The organism is Roseibium algicola (assembly GCF_001999245.1).
In the GTDB taxonomy this organism is placed as follows: domain Bacteria; phylum Pseudomonadota; class Alphaproteobacteria; order Rhizobiales; family Stappiaceae; genus Roseibium; species Roseibium algicola.
Genome location: NZ_CP019631.1, coordinates 275,340 through 297,965, shown reverse-complemented (window position 1 = coordinate 297,965; position 22,626 = coordinate 275,340). Strand labels below are relative to the sequence as shown.

Here is a 22,626-nt window from a genome sequence, read left to right as displayed (position 1 = left end):
GGCTTCATCTGGAAGCCCGGTGCTGATGTCGAAAGAAAATCGGGCGATCAGTTGGTACGCTCGGCTTCCTTTCGGGTGCGGTCCGCGAAATCCTTCAAGGTTTCCGTGACATCACGCTGACCAAGGGCCATGGCCTGCCACATGTCGTATTCGGTTGCACGCATCCAGGTGACCACCGGCGGGCGCGGACGGCCACGGGCGAAGTCCAGCTGGTCGATCGCAACCGTGATGCCGGGCTTGTCCTGAACGGCGGCGGCGGCCAGCGGCTGTTTGGCGGTATTCTTGTTGATCGGCATATAGCCGGTGCCAGAGAACCAGGTGGCGTTGGACTCAGGAGATGCGGCAAAGCTGATGAACTTGTAGGCGGCGTCCTGGGTTTCCTTGTCGGCTGACGACAGAATACCGATACCAGCCCCACCGATCGGCACGGCACACACCTTGTTGCAAGGCATCGGACGAACGGCAAGGTTATCGCCGAGCGCCTTCTTGGAGCGGCCGTAGTTGCCGGTTGAATTCAACATGATGCCGACCTTGCCGGCCAGGAAGGCATCCCTGCCGTTGTTTTCCTTGGTCACGCCGTCGGCAGAGGCAACCTTGTGCTCATGCACCAGCGAGGCCATCCATTCATAGGCTTCGATCGTGTTCGGGCTGTCGATCAGGATCTCGCCGGTCTTGCTGTCGATCAGGTCACTGTCGTTATCCATGATGAGACCCCAGCGTGCGAACTGACCCGGTGCGGCAATGCCCGTGATGCCGTCGTCGCCCAGCTTCTCGGTAATCTGTTTGGATACCGCCAGAAGATCGTCGTAGGTCTTGAGCGCCGGTTCTTCGGCAAAGCCGGCCCGCTCGAAGATCTCCTTGTTGTAGTAGAGCACCGGCGTGGAGGAGTTGAACGGCACGATGTAGTTCTTGCCTTCAAAGACGCCGACTTCGCGGGCAAAATCGAACAGGTCGTCCTTTAGTGGGTCGTTGTCGACCTTTTCGGTCAGATCCAACAGTACGCCGCGGTCAGCGAAGAGACCATACCGGGTGACTTCCATGATAACCGCGTCCGGCGCCCGGCGCGCCGGGATGGCAGCCTGGAGCTTGGCGACGATATCATTGTAGTTGCCGATGAACTGGGCATCGATCTTGATATCAGGGTTGGCAGCCTGAAAGTTCTCAATGATCTCGCCAAGCGCTTCGCCGCCGCTCCCATCGAAGCTGTGCCAGAATTCAACCGTGACGTCCGCCTGCGCGGCACCGACGCTGCCAGAAAGGCCGATCAGGCCCGCCAACAGCACTTTCTTCAAATTCTTCAACATGGAGTCATCCTTGTCAGAGTGAACTATTTCCGTTTGCGCACGAGACTTTGCCGCCGGTTCCAACGGCGGTCTTTCTTGGTTTGTTCAGCGATTTCCGTGTCCGGCCCTGCTTCCGGGAGAAGGCAGGTCTGCTGGCAAACTCATCTGCGCCAGCGTGGCGGCAGCGATTGACGAAATGCCTTGAATTCCTCCAGGGACCGGATCGATCTACCGCCATCGATACCGGCGAGATCGAGAATGACCGCGTTGGCAATGGTCATCGGCACGACCAGCGACTGGGATTCGCCCGCCTCACCGCGCGAGGCGCAGATCTGATGATCGGGCGCGGGGTCGAACCGGGCCGCGAGCAGGTCCGTCAGCGCCAACCTTGTGGCGCCGCGCATGGACGCAATCCCGTTTGCATCGCTAATTTGCTGTGAAGGGCGGCGGAAGGCGAGCAGCCAGACGACATCGTCCGGTGAGAGCCTGTTCAGCATCTCGGCAAAGTGATGGGTGCGGTCGCCAAGGTCGGCGGCATCATAGCCGGAGCGCTGCAAGCGCAGGGCAATCAGCGAGGACAGGCTCGCGGCATGACCGCGACCGAAAATGAAGATCTTGCGGGCATCGCGCAGGGCTTCGGAGAAGGCGCGGATATCGCTATCGGGGACGGCGGTACGCAAGGCCTCGAGGGCGGCAATTTCACTATCGAGCACGGACGACAGCACTTGCCCTTCTTCCGCCCGCACCAGCCGGGCCGCCATGCGGGCGGCCGGGTTCTCGAAGTCGTTGCCTTCCTCAACCAGATTTGCCTGCAGGTAGGCTCGAAATTCCGGATAACCTTCAAAGCCGAGCCGCTTGGCCAGACGCACCGCTGCGGCGGGATGCACGCCCGCACGAAGGGACACTTCCTTGCCGTTTTCGATAGCGGCACGGATCGGGTCCTTGACCAGCACATCGAGTAGACGGGTATCGGACCCTGTCAGCCGGGAGGCGTTGCGGGTGATGAGATCGGACAGGAAACCGGAGGATGGCACAGGTTTTGACATGCCATCGTTCTAGTTTTGCAATTTGAATTGCAGGCTACAGTTCGATGAAATTTTTATTACAAACCCCGGAGCCGGTACTGGCACGGGCACGGGCACGGGCGACAGCACCAACTGGCCGTCCGGCCAACTCAGGCCTTCCGTTGCAGCTTGAACCGCGAGACGAATTCAGTAGCAAGGGGAACATCTCCCGACACCTCAACCACGCCTTTGGCGATCAGATCCGCAAGCGGGACTGACCCATAAACGGCTGAAGCCATCCGGTTGCCATTGCCGGAAAGCACAAAGGGCGCGTCAGGCCGGGAAACCGCCTTGGTGTGGACCCTGCCGGAGATCAGCTGCATCTCGAATGCCTCGCCCTTGAAATCGAACCCGGCAAGTGCGTCTGCTTGCGCCGCAGCCTCCGGAACGACGTTGACACCCATGGAAATCATCAAGGCAGACGGGCTGATGAAACGCGTCGGATCGTGACCGGGCACCAGCAACGCCCACCGGCACAGCGATTCCAGCACGGGCAGCAGAGCCTGACCCGCCTCCGTCAGCGAATACACCCCCAGTCGCTCATCGTGTTCGATGACATCGACCTCTACGAGCTGTGCAAGACGGCCGGTCAGAACACTCGCGGTTATGCCCGGCAACCCGGCGCGGATCATCTGAAAGCGTTTAGCGGAAAACATAAGCTCGCGCACAACGAGCAGAGCCCACCTGTCACCTATTAGGTTCAGGGCGTGGGCGGCCAGGCACCCCTCGTCATAACGAAGGCGCGTTGCTGTTTTTGTCTCTTTGGTCATTTTTTCATACTGGCAGTTGTTTTTTCATACTAACGCTGTCACGATAATGCTGCAACCGGGATGTTCCCATCATCCCGACAAAAAGGAGGAAATGATCGCCATGTCCTATTTCACAGGTGCGGTAGCGGCTGTTCCGGCCGCAAACAAGCAGAAATATGCCGACCACATCGCCGCTGCCTGGCCTCTGTTCAAATCCTACGGCGCCACCCGCATGGTCGAAACCTGGGGTGTTGATGTTCCGAAGGGCAAGGTCACGGACTTCTACGGCGCCGTGGACGCCAAGGCAGACGAGGCAATCGTGTTTTCCTGGATCGAATGGCCGGACAAGGCTGCTGCCGATGCTTCCTGGGAAAAGATGCAGAACGACCCTGCCATGAAGGAAATTCCGGAAATGCCGTTCGATGGCAGCCGGATGATCTTCGGCGGATTTGCCCCTGTCTATGAGGCAGGCAGACACAGCGATGCTGGCTATTATCAGGGGTTTCTGCTGGCAGTGCCCGAAACGAACAAGAAGGCCTACGCCGAGATGGCGGACGAAGGCTGGAAGATGTTCGAGAAATTCGGCGCTCTCGGGATGATCGAAAACTGGGGCACGGATGTACCGCGCGGGCAGAAGACCGATTTCTACCGGGCCTCCAAGGTGGAAGACACCGAAGTGCCCGTCTTCAGCTGGGTTGCCTGGCCGGACCGTGCCACATGTGATGCCGCTGCCAAAGAAATGGAAGCGGGGATGGCCGACATGGACATGTCCGCAATGCCCTTCGACGGAATGCGGATGATGTGGGCCGGCTTCGATCCGCTCTTCGACTCGGAGAAAGCCGCATGACCCTTACCCTCTACACCTTCGACTGGCTGCCGGAGTTTCCACGCGGGTTCGTGCGGGATCTACGGGTCCGCTGGGGCCTGGAGGAGATTGGTCGCAGCTACCAGGTTGCGACAGTACCCGCACACCCCAAGAGCGCCGAACACCGCAAACTGCAGCCATTTACGCAAGTGCCCGTAATCCAGGACGGTGAGCAGACGCTTTTCGAAAGCGGAGCGATCCTTGTCTACCTTTGCGAAGGCACCCCGTTGCTGCCGGATGACCGGAAAGCGGAAATCTGGCAGTGGCTGTTCGCCGCGCTGAACACGGTTGAATTGTCGGTGATGCACTGGGTCAGCATGATCCTGGCCGAGCGGGTCCCGGAATTCTTCGGCCCTCCTCCGGCAGCCGACGTCAAAGCTCACGCAAAGGCAGACATGGATACCAAGCTGACTGCGCTACAGCAGGCTCTGGGCGACAAGGAGTGGCTCGCCGGTGACTTCTCCGTCGCCGACATCGCGATGGTGGAAGTGCTGCGCGTGGTCGCGGCCGAAGAGGCCCTTGATGCCCATCCGCATCTTGCAGCCTATGTCGAACGGGCAACATCCCGCCCCGCTTTCAAGAAGGCCATGGCAGATCACATGCAGCATTGGCAGACGGCGGACGCCGAACAAGCGAAACGAAGCACGGGCTGACGCGGGCTTTTCCGCAAACAATGTCATGTCGCCTCTGGATCTTTGAGTACAGCCATCCGGGGCGACGGTATAACTCCAGGACTGGAAACAATGTCGATTGCAAAGAACACGATTTGCCTCTGGTACGAAAAAGACGCCGAGGCCGCGGCACGATTTTACGCTGAAACCTTTCCGGACAGCGCCCTGAAAGCCGTCAACCACGCCCCCGGCGACTATCCTTCCGGGAAAGAGGGCGACGTTCTGACCGTGGAATTTACCGTGCTGGGCATTCCTTGTCTCGGCCTGAACGGCGGCCCCACATTCAAGCACAGCGAAGCGTTCTCTTTCCAGGTTTCGACCGAGGATCAGGAAGAAACCGACCGTTACTGGAACGCCATTGTCGACAATGGCGGCGAGGAAAGCGCCTGCGGATGGTGCAGGGACAAATGGGGCATTTCCTGGCAGATCACCCCGCGCACGCTGATGGAAGCCCTGGATGCCGGCGGCGGCGAAGCAAAGCGCGCCTTTGGCGCAATGATGGAGATGAAGAAAATCGACGTAGCTGCCATCGATGCGGCCCGCCGGGGCGACTGACCACCACCAAACCGGCCCCCCCCACCCAAGGAACTCCCGGTTTTAGCTGGAGCCGCCGGCAGTCGGCTTAGCAAGCGTCATCTTTATTCCAGCTTCCTTGAGCATGATCTCGGAAACCTCAAAACTGTGATCAAGCTTGCCGTCATGCGATGGTCTGGGCGGGCATTCCACACAGGACAGCCCGCTTTGAATGATAGCCCTCGCGCAGTCCGCACAGGGAAACCGGTTGACGTAGAGGGTGCAACCGGCAAGCGCTACACCGGCGCGGGCTGCGTTGTAGATCGCATTGCGTTCGGCGTGTTCCACCCAGAAGAACTTTTCACCGCTCGGGCGATCGAGACGGGTTTCATCCGTTCCGGAGACCCCGCGCGGCAGGCCGTTGTAACCTGTCGCGCGGATTTCCTGGCCAGGCCCGACAATGACTGCGCCCACCTTGAAGTCGCGATCTTCAGACCATTGTGCGATGTGATCGCACAGCCCGAGAAACCGGTTGCGCAATTTGCCGGATTTGCTGTCCAATGTGCTTCTCCTAGCCTGCAAACAGGTAGCTGGTCTTGACCGTGGTGAAGAATTCCGCCGCGTAGCGGCCCTGTTCACGTGGTCCAAAAGACGATCCCCTGGTGCCGCCGAAGGGAACGTGAAAATCAACACCGGCGGTCGGCAGGTTGACCATCACCATACCGGCCCTGGCACGCCGCTTGAAGTCGCGGGCGTGTTTCAGGCTTGAGGTGCAGATACCGGCTGACAGGCCGAATTCGGTGTCGTTTGCAACTGTAATGGCTTCCTCGAAGTCGGCCACCTTGATGACGGATCCACAGGGACCGAAAATCTCTTCCCGGTTGATGCGCATGGAATTGGTCGTCTCGAGAAACAGTGCCGGGGCCTGAAAATAGCCGGGTACGGCATGTTCGAGCCGCTCGCCGCCAATCACCTTTGCGCCTTCTTTCCGGGCAAGGTCCACATAGGCAAGGTTCGAAGAGAGCTGTTTTTCGTCGACCACCGGTCCAATCTGGGTAGCGGGATCAAGCGCATCCCCGACCTTCAATGCCAGCATTGCTGTTTGCAGCTTCTCAACGAAAGCGTCGTGAATGCCCGCCTGCACGATCATGCGCGAGGACGCGGTGCAGCGTTGGCCGGTGGAAAAGAACGTCCCGTTCAGGCATGCGGAAACGGCGACATCCAGATCGGCGTCATCCAGCACCACCATCGGGTTCTTGCCGCCCATTTCAAGCTGGCACTTGCGTTTAAGCCGTCCGCACACTTCGGCAATATGGCTTCCCGTGGCAACGGACCCGGTGAAGGAAACCGCATCGACATCCGGGTGGGTGACGATGGCCTCGCCAACAACAGAACCTCGCCCCATGACCAGGTTGAAGACACCGGGCGGACAGCCGCATTCATCCAGCAGAGTTGCGATCACATGAGCGCAGCCCGGTGTCAGGTCCGCCGGTTTCAAAACGACGCAATTGCCATAGGCCAGCGCGGGTGCTGCCTTCCAGGCGGGAATGGCGATGGGAAAGTTCCACGGGGTGATCAGGCCGATCACACCGACCGGCTCACGCGTAACCTCAACGTCGATGTCGGGCCGCACGGAGGCCTGCATATCGCCGGTCACGCGCAGCGCTTCACCGGCAAAGAACTTGAAAACCTGGGCGGCGCGCATGGTTTCGCCGATGCCTTCCGCCAGCATCTTGCCTTCCTCGCGCGACAGCAGGCGGCCATATTCTTCGGCCCGTTCCGCCAACTTTCGCCCAACCGCGTCCAGCAGATCATGGCGGGTCTGCGGCGTTGCCGCTGCCCAGCCTGGCGCGGCCTTGCGCGCTGCGGTGACGGCGGCATCGACATCGTCAACGCCTCCCTGGGCATAAAGGCCGACGACATCATCGGTGTTCGAAGGATTGCGGTTTTCGGAATAGGTGTTGGAAGGCAGCCATTTGCCGCCGATCAGATTGTCGTGCTTTGTCATTGGAACTCCGGTTTCAAAGGGTTTCGGCAATGCGGTCGAGAGACCCGCATGCGGCATCGTCCAGTTGTTGAAAGGGAGGCAGGACACGGTTCCAGGCACTTTCAGCAGCGCGTCGGCCAACAAGATATTTGACCGCAGGCACCAGCGGGTGGGCGGCAATGTCCGCCCGTATGCTGGCGACCCGGTCAGCCACTGTCTCGTTTGCAGGATCCTGCAGGAGCCGTGCACAAAGTGGCGCGCTGATGTTCACGGTGGCGGAAATGCACCCTGCGAACCCGGCTCCAGGCCCTTCCGTGAGCGCCGTTTCAGAACTTGGGAACACCTTCAGGTCTGGCAGCCGCCGGACAAGCTCCCGGCAATAGTCGAGATCGCCGGAAGAATCCTTGATGCCCGTGAACCTTTTCGGATGAGTCTTTGCCAGACGCTCGACGACATCCGCGGGTATCTTCAAGCCCGTCATCTGCGGGAAATTATAGAAATAGATCTCGATCGGCGTCGCGCCGAGTGCCCGGTCCAGCGCTTCGTACCAGGCAACCAGCCCCTCTTCGGTGACAGGCTTGTAGTAGAACGGCGGCAGGACCAGCGCGACGCCATAGCCCATGTCGGCAGCTGCACGCGTGAGGTCCAGCGTGTCCTCAAGCGACGTGAGACCCGTGCCGACCATAAGACGGCTCGGGTCAAAGGCTTCGGCCGCCCAGGCCATCACTTGCTTGCGATGGGCCAGACCGAGTGAATTCGCCTCACCGGTCGTTCCCAGGATGTTCAGGGCATCGCACCCGTTGGCCAACGCCCAGGCGCAATGTTCCAGAAAGGTATCTTTCACCGGTGCGCCATGCGCATCGAGCGGTGTCGGCACCGCCGCAACTATCCCCTTCATGTCGTCTGTTCCTCAAAATCGCGTTTGAAAAAATCCCGCACCGCAGGGTGGTCCCGGAAAGGCGTATCGCCCCTGGTCCAGCCACCCGGCGAAACCAGCCCTCCGTCCGGACCCTGGAACACATCCTTGTTGATCTCGATGAACGCCCGGTCCGCACCGGTCACCTCGTCGTAGTAGCGGATCGCGTCGACCGGGCAGATGCTCTCGCACATGCCGCATTCGATGCATTCTTCGGGGTGGATGTAGAACATCCGCTCGCCTTCATAGATGCAGTCGACCGGACAGGACGTGGTGCAGATCCCGTCCTTCACATCAATGCATTCGCTCTTGATGATCAGCGCCATCTTGATCTCTCAACTCATTTGCCTTGCCAGACCGGCGCGCGCTTTTCCCGGAACGCCCGAACCCCTTCGAGGGAATCCTCTGACGTTAGGGCGGCGATCAGTTCGGGAGACCGCACGGCCTGTGCCTGGTCGGGCGGCATTTCACCGGTTTCGCGTACTGTGGCCTTGATCGCCTGCACGCAAAGCGGCGCACTTGCCAGAATGTCGGCAATCCAGCGTTCCACTTCCGCATCGAGTTCGTCTTGCGGCACGACGGCATTCACAAGCCCGTAGCGCTCCATCTCCGCAGCGCTTGCCATCCGGCCGGTCATCATCAGACCGACAGCGATATTGCGGGGGACAAGACGCTGAAGCAGCGTCATCCCGCCTGCCAGCGGAAGGTTGCCCACCTTTGCTTCGGGCAGGCCGAACCTGGCCGTATCGCTGGCAATCACGATGTCGCAGCCAAGAACCATTTCCATGCCGCCGCCGAGCGCAAGACCGTTGACGCGGGCAACCACCGGCACCTTCAAGGATCGCCTCAAGGCGATGCCGCCGAACCCAAGCGGGTTTGCGGACGCCCAATATTCAAGCCCACTCAGTCCGTTGCTGTCCTTCAGGTCTGCACCGGCGGAAAAGGCACGTTCACCCGAACCGGTCAACACCACGCAGCGCACGGTCGGATCGGCTTCGATCTTCCGCCAGATGGTTTCCAGCTCGTCCGAAGTTGCCCTGTCGACCGCGTTCATGCGCTCCGGGCGGTCTATGACAACCCGGGCGACATGGTTTTCGAGGGTGAAAAGGACACTCATTCCGCCGCCCCTGCCACCTGTTGCAGGCCGAACTCCGCAATGACTTCGTCGGTGTGTTCGCCCAGGCGCGGCGGCGCGTGCCGCAGTTTCAGGGGGGCTTCACTCAGGTGCACGGGAGACCCCACGACCCTCAAGGGGCCAAGGACCGGATGGTCGAAATCCAGCAGCATGCCGTTGATGGCGGTCTGCGGGTCTTCGAGTGCCTCACCGAGCGCCCGCACGGGTGCGCAAAGCAGATCCTGCTCTTCCAGCCTGGCGATCCAGTGCGCCGTCGTGTCCGTTGCGAAGACAGCCCGAAACCGGTCCTGCAGATAGGGCTTGTTGGCACGCTGGCTGGCGAGATCCGGATAGGTGGGTGAAAGGTCCTCGATGCCAAGCGCGGTGCAGATGTCGCGCAACGGATTAGCCTTGAAGGCACCGACCACCACCAGAGCACCGTCAGTGGTGTCGAAGACACCGGTCAAGGGCATGGCGGCCCAGTTCAGCACTTCACGATGCTTGGTCCACTGTGCGGCTTCCTGCATCTGCATCGCAATCATGGAATCGTAGAGCGAAACGGAGACCCTCTGGCCGCGGCCGGTCTTCGTCCGTGCCAGCAAGGCCGCCAGAATGCCCTGAACCAGGTGCATGCCTGCCGTATAGTCGCACAAGGTTGTGGAGTAGATGGACCGCTCAATCGACGGGTCGGCGGTCTTTTCCATGACACCGCTCATCGCCTGGGCCAGAACGTCCTGCCCGCCCTTGTGGGCATAGGGGCCCTTCTCGCCAAAGCCCGTTCCGGATGCACAGATGATGCGGGGATTGATCGCCTTGAGCGCGTCATAGCCGAAGCCCAGACGGTCCATGACACCGGCGCGGAAATTGTCGACGACCACGTCCGCGTTGCGCACCAGATCGTACACCATCTGCTTGCCCTCATCGGACTTGGTGTCGATCTCGACAGACCGCTTGTTGCGGTTCAGCGACGAGAAGACGGCATTGTTCATGCCCTCTTCCGACCGCACGTCGAAGAAATGCCGCGACAGGTCGCCCGCACCGGGGCGCTCTATCTTGATGACGTCCGCGCCGAAGTCGGCCAGCATCTGAGTTGCACATGGCCCCAGCATGACCTGGGTGAAGTCCAGAATGCGGACACCGGAGAGTGGGAAAGCTTGGGTATTCACGTTTGTTATCCTTTTTATTCTGCAGCGACGGTGCCTTCGACGAGCGCATTTGCTGATGGGATGTCGCCGGGGTCGGCGCCCTGGGCACGCATGCGTTTCTGGATCGTGGCAACGTCGGCGTCGCGCAGTGCACAGTTCTGTTCCAGAGCGACCGAAACGGCGACGCCGGCGGCTTCACCCTGCGCCATGCACGGCGGAATTTCCCGCGAAAGCTTCTGGGCTTCGCTCTCGACCGAGTAGTGGCGACCGGCAACGATCATGTTGTCGATGCCCTTGGGCAACAGAGCCCTGTAAGGCGTGTAGTAGTCCCTGCCCCGGCAGACGCTGTCGGAGAAATGACGGCGGGAGCGCACGTCATCGCGGGTGACCACATATTCACCCTGCAACAGACGGGTCTGGCGAATGCCGAGTTGTTCCGCGGCACCCAGCATCTTGGCGTTTTCGAAACCGGGCAAATTGGCGCGCACGAAGGCAAGCAGCTTCATCATGCGCTCGCGGCCTTCGACTTCCGCCGCAAGCATGTGTTCCGGCGACAGGCCGTCATAACCCGGCATGTGCGGGCAGTTGCACCAGACGATGCCCGGCAGCGGCGTCTTCAGCCACCACATGCCCCAGGCACCACCGATCACTCGGCGCACCTGACGGTCCAGGGCCTTGTATTCTTCCGGATTTTCGAACTCGAAGGCTTCGGCCTTGTCCGTGTCGACGTCGCACAGGCGGAACACGGTCGTGACGATGTACTGTCCGGTCTGGAAAGACGCGCCTGCGGAGGATGCGACATCCAGATCGCCGCTGGCATCAATCACCATCTTCGCCTTGATCGCCTGACGGCCAAGCTTGGTCTGGCAGATCACGCCGGTCACTCGGCCGTCTTCCACCATTGCTTCGGAAAACCACGAATGCAGGCGCAAATTGACACCTGCCTCACGCACCAGATCGAGGCTCACCCGTTTCCAGCAATCGGGGTCGAAGGCAACTGCGTGAATGATCGGCTGAGGCATGCCGGTCTTGTGAAAATCGATGCAGCCCCAACGGGACCACTTCTTCCACATTTCCCAGTTGGTCAGGCAATCTTCCGGCGGCGGAAAAACTGCGCCGTCCTGCGCCGACATCCGGTCGACGAATTCGTTGACGATGCCCGTCGTGACGATTTCGTTGCCCTCGTTGACCATGTCGTCGAGCACCAGAACCATTCCACCGGAGGCCATGCCGCCAAGGTGATGGTAACGCTCGAGCAGGGTCACCGAGCAGCCGTTTCTGGCAGCCGATACGGCGGCACTCAGGCCGGCGGGGCCACCGCCGATGACGACCACGTCGCAGTCTGCGACGACCGGAACCTGCTCATTGCGGTTCAAGGAAATCTGCGTTGTGTTGGTGCTCATTTCGGCGCACTCCTCCCGTTGGGCCGCCAAGCGACGGCCCGGTTTCAGTTCAGATTTTCGTTTGGTTCAAATCCGCTTCACCACCGCACGATCATGCGTTCGGCAATGGAAACGGCGGCAAACATCAGCACCGACAGGCCCGACGACAGGAAGACTGTCGCGTAGAGCAAGGCGGAGCGGAAATTGAACGTGGCATCGATGATCAACGCACCCAGCCCGACATCCGCGCCAACCCATTCCCCGACGATGGCGCCGATGACACAGGTGGTGGCCGCGATCTTCAGTGCCGAAAACAGGAACGGCAGCGAAGACGGCAGGCGGATCTTCCAGAACACTTCCGACTTGGAGGCGGACAGGATCCGTGCCAGCTCCAGCGCCTGAGGGCTGACCGACTGCAGGCCGCGCACCATGTTGACCAGTGTCGGGAAGAAACAGATCAGGGCAGCGATGACGACCTTTGCGGTCAGTCCGGCTCCGAAGATCAGAACCAGGATCGGGGCAATGGCCAGGATCGGAATGGTGTTGATGAACACCGCGATCGGGAAGAACGCCCGCTCCACCATTCGGCTGTGCACGAAGGCGACCGCGATTAGCACTGCAGCCACATTGCCGACGACAAAGCCGAGCACGCTTTCGAACAGTGTTGGCCAGAAGTTCCGCATCAACTGCGGAAATTCGGTCACCAGCGTTGTTGCGACTTCGCTCGGAGCCGGGGCGATGTAGCTCGGCACTCCAAAGGCCCGGACGCCGATTTCCCAGGTGGCGATCAGGCCGACCGCAGTCAGCACCGGCGTCGCGACAGCAGTCAGCCGTGCCCTGCGCGCCATGGCCTTTTCGGCAGCGTCATCATCCACCGGCATGCCCATCGTTTCGTCGACGGCAGTCATCAGCACGCCTCCAGAAGTTTGCGCAAATGCGCGGAGTATCGGGTGAATTCCGCCGTATCCCGCAACTCGGTGGTGCGCGGATATGGCAGATCGATATCGACGATCTCGTGCAGGCGGCCCGGATGCGCCTTGAGCATCAGCACCTTCTGCCCCAGAAAGACTGCTTCCGGGATCGAGTGGGTTACGAACAGGATCGTCACGCCGGTTTCCTCCCAAACCTTCAGAAGCTGAAGGTTCAGGTGGTCGCGGGTCATCTCGTCGAGCGCACCGAAGGGCTCGTCCATCAGCAACAGCTTCGGCTTGCAGACCAGTGCACGGGCAATCGCCACACGCTGGCGCATGCCTCCGGAAAGCTCGTGCGGCAGTGCGTGTTCGCGGCCCTTGAGCCCGACCAGCTCAAGCAACTCCATCGGCGACTTGTCGCTGACGGGGATCTGGATCCCACGACTCTGCCCCATTTCCAGGGGAAGCTGGACGTTCTCCAAGGCCGTGCGCCAGGGCAGCAGTGTCGCGTCCTGAAACACGAAGGCAAATTCCCGTGCCAGGCGGGCAGCCTCGGTCGTCTTGCCGAAGATAGACACGTCCCCGGATGCAGGCGGGATGAGATCAGACACCAGCCGGAGCAAGGTCGACTTGCCACAACCCGACGGACCAAGGATGGAATAGAAGGCTCCCGCCTCGATCTCCAGGCTGATGTCCTGGATCGCGGTGAACTGACCGAACTTGACCCAGGCATTGCGCAGGCTGGCTGCAGGCACCAATGTGCCTGCGTCCAGATTTTCCAATACCGCTTCCATGGCCTTAACCGACCTTCGGGCGGCTGTCTGCGGTGCTCTCCAGGACCGACAGCGTCATCACATCGTCGACGGCAGGCGCGCCGTTCGCGAATTGCTCGAGATTTTCGTAAGTCTCGATCTGGGCCTGCCAGTTTTCGCGGGTCATGGTGCCCCAGCCGTTTTCGGCGGTCTTTTCGTTGAAGGAATATCCGACCACCAGCGGCACCGCCTTCAATTCGCTTTCCCTGTCCAGGTTCGGCAGACGCTCGACCAGATAGTTGACGGCTTCTTCCTGGTTCTCACGAACCCAGCCCCAGCCGCGCGAGATGGCGCGGATCATGGCCTGCACCTTGTCGCCATGCTCGTTCAGCACAGTGTCCGTGGTGTAGAAGGGGTTGGCATAAAGCTGGATGCCGGCATCCCACAGGGACATGTCAACACGCTGGTCCCCAAGGATCGAAAGTGCGTTGACGTTTGTCTTCCAGCCAGTAATCGCATCGACCTGCCCCGTCAGCAGCGGCGCCATGTCACTGCCGATGACCTTCAGTTCAACCTGGTCCTCGGAAATGCCGTTCTTGGCCAGAAGCGCGCGGAACAGGATCCGTCCGGTCGCCTGGGTGCCGATGGTCTTGCCGATCATGTCCTGCGGCGTCTTGATCGGGTTCTTCTTGAGCGAGAAATACGTGTATGGATGCTGCTGGTAACCGGCGGCAATACACTTCACCGGAATGCCCGCCGAACGCGCCAGCATGAGAGAGGGGCTAGAAGACACCTGGCCGAGATTGGATCGCCCGGAAGCGACGGACGCCACACCATCGACATTCGGCCCCCCCGGCACGATTTCGAATTCAAGACCTTCTTCCGCAAAATAGCCCAGCTTGTCGGCCGCGATTTCTCCCAGGTTGCCGTTACCGGCCAGCCAGCCGAGCTGCATGGAAACCTTGAAGGTGTCCTGAGCAAAGCCTGGTACGATATTCACAAGTGTTCCGGCGCCTGCCAGACCAGCGCCCGCGGCCATGGTCTTGAGCATCGAGCGGCGGTTCAATCCATTCGAGAATAGGTATGACATACTGTTGGTCCCCCTCATTTGAGATTGGGCGGTTTGTGGCCGACTGTTCCCCTTGCCGACTTCACAGTGAACTCTAACGGGAAGATGCACGGTGCAAAAAGTGCAAAAACATGCTAACGGTGATGCATTAAATGCACCGCACTTTGTGATGCACTGTTTGCCACTCTGTCCGGGGGGACATCGTGCATTCGAATTTTCTGCGTTATTTCGACGAAGTCGCCCGCCAGGGCTCCATCCGCAAGGCATCTGCGGTTTTGAACGTGTCTTCCACCACGGTGAACCGGAAGATCATCAGCACCGAGAACGAGATGGGCGTTCGCCTGTTCGAGCGCACCCCCGAAGGCGTGACGCTGACCGATGCGGGGGCCATCGTCCTGGAACACTGCCGCAAGACGCTGCAGGATTATGAACGCACCCGCACCATGCTGGACGATATCCGCGACCTTCGGTCCGGGCACCTCAACATTGCCGCCATCGATTCCGTAACCTACGGCCTGTTGCCCCGTATCCTGCTCGACTTCAACCGGATCTATCCGCAGGTCACCTATTCGATCACCACTGCGCAGCCGGACGAGATCATCACCGCTGTTGCAGGCGGGATTGCCGATATCGGCATTACCTTCACCTTCGATCTGCATCCAAACGTTCGGGTAATCTCCGACAAGACCGCGCCGATCGGCATCATCATGCGATCCGACCATCCCTTCGCAGGCCGAACTAACCTTGCCATAGAGGAACTCTCCGGCCAGAAAATGGTGCGCACCGTGGATGCGCGCGGTCGCAATTCGATCATTGATCAGGCAATCTCGGGCATGTCCTCCGCCCTCTCGACCAACTGCTTTACCGACACCTTGCACGTGGCAAAACAGATGATCCTGGCCGGCCGAGGCCTCGGCCTTTACACCAAGATCGGTTTCATCGACGAAATCGATCAGGGCATTCTCCGCTTCGTGCCACTGATGCATGACATCCTGTCCAACCTGCGCATTGGTGTCGTCATGTCCGCCTCTTCCGGCATCTCGCCCCCTGAACGGTTGCTCGGCAACGAAATCAAGCGCGCCCTCACCCAGCTGCGGCTGGATTCCTGAGTTTGCAAGAACACTGTCTCTCAGCTGAAGACCGGTTGTCTGTGGACTGCACTCTGTCTGCCGGATGGTTCAAATCGGTCTTGCGAACCGGCGCAGTGAAACAGCAATTGTAATTATCGAAAAAAGCGATACAAATAGCTGTTCCAGATTTACAGCCGGGAACAACCCATGCGCGCAAATTTTCTGATCGTCGATCCCGTCAAGGACAAGATCGCCATGAAGGCGATCGCTTCCCAGCCTCGCCTGCACCTGTTGCAGGAGCTGGTTCGGACACCCGGGATGAACATCAACGCGCTTTCGGAAGCTTCCGGCATGCCGCAATCCTCCGTCTCCACCCACATCCAGGTTCTGGAAGAAGCAGGCCTGGTGCGAACGGAAGTGCAGCGGGCAAAAAAGGGCAGCCAGAAGACGACCTTCGCCATCTACGACGAGATCATCCTGGCCTTCCGCTCGTCGGAAGAACGCATCGAGCCGAACCAGATCGAAGTTTCGATGCCGCTCGGCCTTTACACCAACAGCCTCGTCACAGCGCCTTGCGGCATCTGCTCGACAGAAGGGATCATCGGCCTTCTCGATGTGCCGGAAACTTTCATGGATCCGGAGCGGATGAAAACGGCTTTGTTGTGGTTTACCAGTGGCTTCGTCGAATATCAGTTCCCCAACAACGCCAAACTGACGGGCAAGCAGATCGACGGTTTGGACGTGGTGATGGAGGTGAGTTCCGAGGTGCCGGGCACCATGAGCAACTGGCCCTCCGACATCGTCCTGTCGATCAACGGCAAGGAGATCGGCGTCTGGACATCCCCGGGTGATTTCGGCGACAAGCGCGGGGCCTACACACCCGACTGGTGGAAGCTTTCCGGTTCGCAATACGGCATGCTGAAGACCTGGAGCGTGGGCAGGAACGGCACCTTCGTGGACGGTCACAAGATCTCCGATATCAAGACAGAAGACCTCCAGCTCGACGAACACCGGTCGGTTCGGTTGAAGATCGAGGTAAAGGCCGAAGGACGGCACCCGGGCGGAATCAACGTCTTCGGCCGCGGTTTCGGCAATTACGATCAGGACATTATTTTGCGGCTGCACACCCGCAATTGACCGAAACTGCACTTGAAAAGACGTGGGGACATTCACTTCTGGTTGCACCGCAACAACATTGTCCAGTTGACAATTTTCGCCAAGCTCGCATTCTTATCAGAAATAAAGATTCATATCGATTTATTCGATATATATTTCTGGGAGAATGCGAATGAAGGCACGCGTCACCGTGCATCGGGATTTCCGGATCAGTTCCATTGATGAGCGGCTTTATTCCGCATTCATTGAACACATGGGACGGGCGATCTATTCCGGCATTTATGAACCTGACCATCCGCAGGCCGATGCCAACGGCTTTCGAAAAGACGTGCTGAAATTCGTACAGGACCTCAGGATCCCGGCCATTCGTTACCCGGGCGGCAACTTCGTTTCCGCCTACAACTGGGAAGATGGTATCGGCCCGAAGGACAAGCGCCCCGTCCGCCTCGATCTTGCCTGGCGCAGCAAGGAAACCAACCAGGTCGGCATCGACGATTTCGCAATCTGGGCGGAACAGGCAGGCATCGAGATGATGCTGGCCGTCAACCTGGGTTCGCGTGGTCTGGAAGAGGCACGCAACTTCCTGGAATATGTGAATTTTCCCGGTGGCACCCAATGGTCCGACCTGCGCCGTTCCAACGGCCGCGAGGATCCTTACGGGGTCAAGATGTGGTGCCTCGGCAACGAAATGGACGGCCCGTGGCAGATCGGCCACAAGGTCGCCACGGAATACGGCCGGCTGGCCAACGAGACGGCCAAGGCGTTCAAAGGCTTTGACCCGACAATCGAGGCGGTCGTCTGCGGTAGTTCAAACGACCGCATGCCCACCTATCCCGAATGGGAACGCGAAGTCCTGGAAGAGTGCTACGAGAACGTCGACTACATCTCGCTTCACAAGTATTTCGGCAACAAGAGCAAGGACACGCTCAACTACTTCGGCAAGATCGAGGAAACCGGCCGCTACATCCAGACCATTGGCGGTGTCATCGATTACGTGAAGTCCAAGAAGCGTGCGAAGAACGACGTCCATATCTGCTTCGACGAGTGGAATGTGTGGTACCACATCCGCGAGGACGACAGCCGCCGCATCAAGGAATGGGACTGGCCGGAAGCACCCCCGCTGCTTGAAGAGAACTACAACTTCGAGGACGCCCTCTTCGTCGCCGGTCTGCTCAACGAGTTCATCCGCCGCTCCGACCGTGTGCGTATTGCCTGCATTGCCCAGCTGGTCAACGTAATCGCCCCGATCCGGGCGGAAAAGGGCGGTCCCGCCTGGCGTCAGACCATCTATTACCCCTATCAGTTCGCGTCTCTTTACGGCCGCGGTGATGCACTGAACGTTGCCGTGGATGCACCTACCTACGACTGCTCCGTTGCCGACGACGTCTGCTACCTCGACGTTGCCGGGGTACACGACAAGGCAGCAGGAACGCTGACGCTTTTCGTCCTGAACCGGCATCTGACCGAAACGGCCGATCTCGACGTGTCCTTGACGGGTTTCGGCTCGCCGTCCCTGGCCGAACATCTGTCCATGGAAGGCTACGGCCTCAATGACACCAACGGTCCGGACAAGCCGGACAACGTGGTTCCCGGCAAGGGGACAGGCGTTGGCGTGGAGGATGGTCAGCTCAAGGGCAAGCTTGCGCCGCTTTCCTATCATGTCCTGCGGTTGAGCGTCGGCTGAGGGGATCCATGCAATGGGGGTTCAGCTTCGCAACATACGCAAGGTCTTCGGCCCGGTCGGGGTGATCCATGATGTCAGCATGGACATTCCGACGGGTGAATTCGCGGTCTTTGTCGGTCCTTCCGGTTGCGGAAAATCGACATTGCTGAGGATGATCGCAGGCCTCGAGGACACAAGCGGCGGCAAGATCTCGATCGAAGGCACCGATGTGACCTGGCAGGAACCGGCCAAACGCGGCGTTGCCATGGTCTTCCAGTCCTATGCGCTTTATCCGCATCTTTCCGTCTTCGAGAACATGGCGTTTTCCATGCGTCTGAAGCGGGCGCCAAAACAGGACGTGCACAACAAGGTGATGGAGGCGGCCCGCATCCTCCAGCTTGAGGAACAGCTGCAGAAGAAGCCGTCTCAACTGTCCGGAGGCCAGCGTCAGCGGGTCGCGATCGGACGGGCGATCGTGCGCCAGCCCAAGGTGTTTTTGTTTGATGAGCCTCTGTCGAACCTGGATGCGGAATTGCGTGTCCAGATGCGGCTGGAACTTGCCCGGCTGCACAAGCAGATCGGCGCGACGATGATCTATGTCACCCACGATCAGGTGGAGGCCATGACACTGGCCGACCGGATCTTCGTCCTGAAACAGGGCGTCGTGCAGCAGGCCGGAAAGCCGCTCGATCTCTACGACGACCCCGACAACAAATTCGTCGCCGGTTTCATCGGATCGCCGGCCATGAACTTTCTGCCGGCAACAGTGCTCGGCCGGGAAGGCGACTGCCTGCGCATTGCCATCAACGGAACGGACGCAGTCCTGCTGGCGAAAGTTTCCGGCGATCTTCCGGCCGACAGCCGGGTCACCGTCGGACTGCGTCCGGAACACCTGACCAGCGCGGACACGGGCATTCCCGTGACCGTGGAAATGGCGGAGGACCTGGGAGGTGTTTCCTACCTGCACACGCATATGCCGGACGGCCGCGAGATTGTCGTTGAATGGCGCGGCAACCGCCATGCCGGGGGCGGTGAGGCAATCAAGCTCACCTGCTCACCGGAACAGGTTCTGGTCTTCAACGAGCAGGACCAGCGTATTCGGTAGACCCTCTGTCTGCCTGGTACCTTTGAACCGGCCTTGATGGGAAATGCCGGTTTTTCATACGGGAGGAAGAGTCGATGAAATACCTTAAGACACTTCTGGCAGCGGGGGCGATGAGCCTTGCCAGCCTGCCGGCATTTGCCCAGCAGGACATCACCTGGTGGGACTTTCTGAGCGGTGGGGACGGCGTTCGCATGAAAGCGTTGATCGCACGCTTCAACGAAGAGCATCCGGACATCAAGATCAACGGAACCACTCTGGAATGGGGCGTGCCCTTCTACACCAAGGTGCGCACTTCCGTTGCCGTCGGCCAGGGCCCGGACGTGATGACCTATCACCTGTCGCGCATGCCGCTCGGGCTTGAGGAAAATGTGCTGGACGTGATCAGTGATGACGATCTTGCCGCCGCCGGTCTCAGCAAGGATGACTTCTTCCCGGCAGCCATTGCCGCCGCGAGCGATGCGGACGGCAAGCTCCACGCAGTGCCGTTCGATATCCACGCGATCGTGCTCTACGTAAACAAGACCTATTTCGAAGGATCACGCTTCCTAGATGACCAGGGCAACCTGACCGGCATTGAAAGCCTCGCCGATTTCGAGGAAGCGCTTGCGCTTGCCAAGGAAAACGGCTCCGAAGCACCCGTCTCCTACGCAACGGGTGACGACGGCGGCACCTACCGGGTCTTCTTCACCCTGCTCAAGCAGCAAGGCGGCGAGCTGATCACCGATGGCGAGGTTCTGGCAGGCGACAATCTGGACAAGGCCGCCAATGCCATCGAAATCATGACTAACTGGCACAAGCAGGGCTGGCAGCCGGAGCAGGCCGAATACGAAGCCTCCGTTGCGTTGTTCACGTCCGGCAAGGCCGCTTTTCACATGAACGGCGTCTGGGAAGTGCCGACCATGGTCGACATGGCGGAAAAGGGAACGCTCGGGTTCGACTGGGGTGCGGTACAAATTCCGACGCTGCTTGGAACCACGGCCACCTGGGCGGATTCCCACGCCTTCGCCATTCCTCAGGGAACGGAAATGAGCCCGGAAAAACGCGCGGCGGTGATGACCGCAATCGGCTGGATGGAGAAGAACTCGATCTCCTGGGCCGGGGCAGGACATATTCCAGCCTACAAGCCTGTCGCGACCAGCGATGAATTCGGGGAAATGGAACCCAACGCCACCTATTCGTCACTCGCCGAAACCGCGGCCTACGATCCAAGGTCGCCGATCGCAGGGGTAGCCTCGCCTGTCTATGACGCAGCCATCAACATCATCTCGCCCGCCATGCATGGTTATCTGGAGCCTGCACAGGCAGCACAGCAGATGAAAGACGAGCTTCAGTCGAAGCTTCAATAGACGAAGGCTTTGCCCGGGACGCCTGCCGCACGCACACCATATGCGGCAGTCGTCTCCTGCGGCGAGAAAAGGACGATTATTCAAGTGGCCATGATTACCAACCGGCGCAGGGAAGTGGCGGTCGCCATGACGCTCATCGCGCCCTTTGTCCTGACCTTCGTGCTGGTCTTTCTCTATCCGACGATCCGGATGATCGAGCTGAGCTTCACCAACGCGCCCCTGATCGGTCCGGGGGAATGGGTCGGCCTTGCCAATTTCAAACGGCTGCTTACCGACAACCTCTTCTACACATCTCTGAAGAACAACGGTTATTTCGTTCTCCTGACCGTCGTTCCAACAACCGCACTGGCCCTTGCCATTGCAATGATGATCACGCGCCTCAAGGGGCCGCTTCAGGCGTTGATCCTCGCGCTTTTCTTTCTTCCCTACATTCTGCCCGTGTCGGTGGTGACGCAAATCTGGGCCTGGATGCTGGACTTCCAGTTTGGCGTGCTGCAGCCGGTGTTCGCGTTCTTTACCGGTAAACCGGTACCGGTCTTCAAGAACCCCTATTGGGTCATGCCGACAGTCGCCACGGTGACTATCTGGTGGACCAATGGCTTCAACGTGCTTCTGTTCATCGCGGGCCTTCGAAACATCTCCAGCGATTATTATGAAGCAGCGGCACTGGACGGGGCGACACGCTGGCAACTGTTCACCAAGGTCACCTGGCCCCTGCTCTGGCCGGTAACCGCACTTGTCCTGACCCTTCAGCTGATCCTGCAGCTCAAGATCTTCGACCAGATCTACCTGTTGTCGTCCGGCGGACCGTTCAATTCGTCCTACGTTCTGCTTCTGATGGTCTACCGGGAAGCCTTCCAGTTGAACCACGGCGGCTATGCCTCTGCCATCGCCCTTGTTCTGTTTGTGCTGATCGTGGTCGTGTCGGTGCTGCAGTTTCAGTTGCTGCGCGCGGGAGGGAACAAGCAATGAAGACACGCAAACTGGAAAACTGGGTTCTGGGCATCGGCAGCCTCTTGGCCGCGGCCATCTGGATCTTCCCTCTCTACTGGGCGTTCATTACCTCGATCCGCACCGAGGAAAGGGTCGTCAGCGAAGGCGCGGGTGTCATTCCGGACGAATTCAACCTGACCTCCTATATCGACGTTCTGTTCGATACCAAGCTGCTCAACTGGTACTGGAACTCCATCGGCACATCCGTGATCATCACGCTGGTTGTCATTGTCTCCGGCATGATGTGCGCCTATGCCATTTCCCAGATGCGGTTTCCCGGCCGGAGGCTGCTTTACGGCGTGGTGCTCGCCAGTTTCATGGTGCCCTCGCAGGCGCTTGTGGTGACGCAGTTCATCCTGATGAACGACATGGGCCTGATAAACACCTGGGCCGGCATCATTCTGCCGCAGCTCATCGTTCCGGTGGTGATCATCGTCTACAAGCAGTTCTTTGACGCCGTACCGAAGGAAATGCGCGAGGCCGTCGTCCTGGATGGCGGCGGTGACTATACGCTGCTGTTCAGGATCTACCTGCCGCTCAACTGGGGCATCACGACCGCTCTGGCGATCATCACCTTCATCATGGCGTGGAACCAGTTTCTCTGGCCCTTCCTCGTCATCACAACGGAGAACCAGATGACGATCCCGGTCGGGATCACCCAGGTGAACGATGCCTTTGGCGTCTATTACGCCCGTCTGATGTCCGTCGCGCTTCTGGGTGCCATGCCCGTCGCCGTTGCCTATCTGATCTTCCAGAAGAAGGTGACGGAAGCCGTCATGATCTCCTCGGGCGTGAAAGGCTGAAGCCTGCCCTTTCGGGAGCATTTCTTCTTCCGGTTTCCTGAAACTCTTCAGCCCCGCGAACAATGTCGCGGGGCAATCGGTCTTCTGCAGGCACTTGGATGCGGGCACT

Annotated in this window: 23 protein-coding genes; 10 read left to right on the top strand and 13 right to left on the bottom strand. The window is 59.6% G+C overall.

All coding sequences use genetic code 11. The features are described 5' to 3' along the window. Positions 1 to 47: 47 nt before the first annotated feature. The 3 genes from B0E33_RS29665 to B0E33_RS29655 form a co-directional block, all read right to left on the bottom strand. Positions 48 to 1,304, bottom strand: coding sequence for an ABC transporter substrate-binding protein (locus B0E33_RS29665; RefSeq protein ID WP_077294338.1), 1,257 nt, complete (start codon positions 1,302 to 1,304; stop codon positions 48 to 50). Between the two features lie 140 nt (positions 1,305 to 1,444). Then, positions 1,445 to 2,329 (bottom strand): MurR/RpiR family transcriptional regulator, encoded by an 885-nt coding sequence (locus B0E33_RS29660; protein WP_023001396.1) that lies wholly within the window; start codon positions 2,327 to 2,329, stop codon positions 1,445 to 1,447. 128 nt (positions 2,330 to 2,457) lie between these two features. Further along, positions 2,458 to 3,117, bottom strand: coding sequence for a winged helix-turn-helix transcriptional regulator (locus B0E33_RS29655; protein WP_077294335.1), 660 nt, complete (start codon positions 3,115 to 3,117; stop codon positions 2,458 to 2,460). Positions 3,118 to 3,217: 100 nt separating this feature from the next. On the opposite strand from B0E33_RS29655, the gene B0E33_RS29650 reads away from it, so the two are divergent. The 3 genes from B0E33_RS29650 to B0E33_RS29640 all read left to right on the top strand — a co-directional run bounded on the left by B0E33_RS29650 (position 3,218) and on the right by B0E33_RS29640 (position 5,187). Next, positions 3,218 to 3,943 (top strand): DUF1428 domain-containing protein, encoded by a 726-nt coding sequence (locus tag B0E33_RS29650; protein WP_077294629.1) that lies wholly within the window; start codon positions 3,218 to 3,220, stop codon positions 3,941 to 3,943. Beyond that, on the top strand, positions 3,940 to 4,614 hold the full coding sequence (locus B0E33_RS29645) for a glutathione S-transferase family protein (RefSeq protein WP_077294332.1): 675 nt from the start codon (positions 3,940 to 3,942) through the stop codon (positions 4,612 to 4,614). Before B0E33_RS29650 ends, B0E33_RS29645 begins: the two co-directional genes overlap by 4 nt. A 90-nt stretch (positions 4,615 to 4,704) precedes the next feature. Beyond that, complete coding sequence (locus B0E33_RS29640) at positions 4,705 to 5,187, top strand: VOC family protein (RefSeq protein WP_077294329.1); 483 nt, start codon at positions 4,705 to 4,707, stop codon at positions 5,185 to 5,187. Positions 5,188 to 5,229: 42 nt separating this feature from the next. Here the strand turns inward: B0E33_RS29640 and B0E33_RS29635 are convergent, their stop codons facing one another. The 10 genes from B0E33_RS29635 to B0E33_RS29590 all read right to left on the bottom strand — a co-directional run bounded on the left by B0E33_RS29635 (position 5,230) and on the right by B0E33_RS29590 (position 14,442). Then, entirely contained in the window at positions 5,230 to 5,706 is a 477-nt protein-coding gene (locus B0E33_RS29635) for a deoxycytidylate deaminase (protein ID WP_077294326.1), read from the bottom strand. Positions 5,707 to 5,716: 10 nt separating this feature from the next. Next, positions 5,717 to 7,153 carry an aldehyde dehydrogenase family protein gene (locus B0E33_RS29630; RefSeq protein WP_077294323.1) on the bottom strand — a complete coding sequence of 479 codons (1,437 nt, stop codon included), beginning with the start codon at positions 7,151 to 7,153 and terminating at the stop codon, positions 5,717 to 5,719. A gap of 13 nt (positions 7,154 to 7,166) precedes the next feature. After that, the gene (locus B0E33_RS29625) at positions 7,167 to 8,030 is read right to left on the bottom strand and encodes a dihydrodipicolinate synthase family protein (protein ID WP_077294320.1); all 864 of its coding nucleotides are present in this window, start codon (positions 8,028 to 8,030) and stop codon (positions 7,167 to 7,169) included. Further along, the gene (locus B0E33_RS29620) at positions 8,027 to 8,374 is read right to left on the bottom strand and encodes a 4Fe-4S dicluster domain-containing protein (RefSeq protein ID WP_077294317.1); all 348 of its coding nucleotides are present in this window, start codon (positions 8,372 to 8,374) and stop codon (positions 8,027 to 8,029) included. Before B0E33_RS29620 ends, B0E33_RS29625 begins: the two co-directional genes overlap by 4 nt. 14 nt (positions 8,375 to 8,388) lie before the next feature. Then, positions 8,389 to 9,165, bottom strand: a complete 777-nt coding sequence (locus tag B0E33_RS29615; protein ID WP_077294314.1) for an enoyl-CoA hydratase-related protein — start codon at positions 9,163 to 9,165, stop codon at positions 8,389 to 8,391. After that, on the bottom strand, positions 9,162 to 10,271 hold the full coding sequence (locus B0E33_RS29610; RefSeq protein WP_265733583.1) for a CaiB/BaiF CoA transferase family protein: 1,110 nt from the start codon (positions 10,269 to 10,271) through the stop codon (positions 9,162 to 9,164). Before B0E33_RS29610 ends, B0E33_RS29615 begins: the two co-directional genes overlap by 4 nt. Before the next feature lie 71 nt (positions 10,272 to 10,342). Further along, on the bottom strand, positions 10,343 to 11,710 hold the full coding sequence (locus B0E33_RS29605) for an FAD-dependent oxidoreductase (RefSeq protein WP_077294308.1): 1,368 nt from the start codon (positions 11,708 to 11,710) through the stop codon (positions 10,343 to 10,345). Positions 11,711 to 11,787: 77 nt separating this feature from the next. Next, complete coding sequence (locus B0E33_RS29600; RefSeq protein ID WP_077294306.1) at positions 11,788 to 12,597, bottom strand: ABC transporter permease; 810 nt, start codon at positions 12,595 to 12,597, stop codon at positions 11,788 to 11,790. Beyond that, the gene (locus B0E33_RS29595) at positions 12,597 to 13,394 is read right to left on the bottom strand and encodes an ABC transporter ATP-binding protein (protein WP_055660967.1); all 798 of its coding nucleotides are present in this window, start codon (positions 13,392 to 13,394) and stop codon (positions 12,597 to 12,599) included. Before B0E33_RS29595 ends, B0E33_RS29600 begins: the two co-directional genes overlap by 1 nt. A gap of 4 nt (positions 13,395 to 13,398) precedes the next feature. Next, complete coding sequence (locus B0E33_RS29590) at positions 13,399 to 14,442, bottom strand: ABC transporter substrate-binding protein (protein WP_031269507.1); 1,044 nt, start codon at positions 14,440 to 14,442, stop codon at positions 13,399 to 13,401. Between the two features lie 182 nt (positions 14,443 to 14,624). On the opposite strand from B0E33_RS29590, the gene B0E33_RS29585 reads away from it, so the two are divergent. From B0E33_RS29585 to B0E33_RS29555, 7 genes are all read left to right on the top strand, one after another. After that, complete coding sequence (locus B0E33_RS29585) at positions 14,625 to 15,530, top strand: LysR family transcriptional regulator (protein WP_055660965.1); 906 nt, start codon at positions 14,625 to 14,627, stop codon at positions 15,528 to 15,530. 168 nt (positions 15,531 to 15,698) lie between these two features. Continuing rightward, positions 15,699 to 16,628: an ArsR/SmtB family transcription factor gene (locus B0E33_RS29580; RefSeq protein WP_023001413.1), complete on the top strand. Its 930-nt coding sequence runs from the start codon at positions 15,699 to 15,701 to the stop codon at positions 16,626 to 16,628. Positions 16,629 to 16,779: 151 nt separating this feature from the next. After that, the gene (gene arfA, locus B0E33_RS29575) at positions 16,780 to 18,291 is read left to right on the top strand and encodes an arabinosylfuranosidase ArfA (RefSeq protein WP_023001414.1); all 1,512 of its coding nucleotides are present in this window, start codon (positions 16,780 to 16,782) and stop codon (positions 18,289 to 18,291) included. Between the two features lie 13 nt (positions 18,292 to 18,304). After that, positions 18,305 to 19,375, top strand: coding sequence for an ABC transporter ATP-binding protein (locus B0E33_RS29570; RefSeq protein ID WP_077294303.1), 1,071 nt, complete (start codon positions 18,305 to 18,307; stop codon positions 19,373 to 19,375). A 74-nt stretch (positions 19,376 to 19,449) separates the two neighbouring features. Further along, positions 19,450 to 20,721: an extracellular solute-binding protein gene (locus tag B0E33_RS29565; protein WP_077294300.1), complete on the top strand. Its 1,272-nt coding sequence runs from the start codon at positions 19,450 to 19,452 to the stop codon at positions 20,719 to 20,721. Between the two features lie 90 nt (positions 20,722 to 20,811). Then, complete coding sequence (locus B0E33_RS29560; RefSeq protein ID WP_023001417.1) at positions 20,812 to 21,693, top strand: carbohydrate ABC transporter permease; 882 nt, start codon at positions 20,812 to 20,814, stop codon at positions 21,691 to 21,693. Beyond that, positions 21,690 to 22,517 (top strand): carbohydrate ABC transporter permease, encoded by an 828-nt coding sequence (locus tag B0E33_RS29555; protein WP_023001418.1) that lies wholly within the window; start codon positions 21,690 to 21,692, stop codon positions 22,515 to 22,517. The genes B0E33_RS29560 and B0E33_RS29555 overlap by 4 nt, the downstream gene beginning before the upstream one ends. Positions 22,518 to 22,626 lie beyond the last annotated feature (109 nt).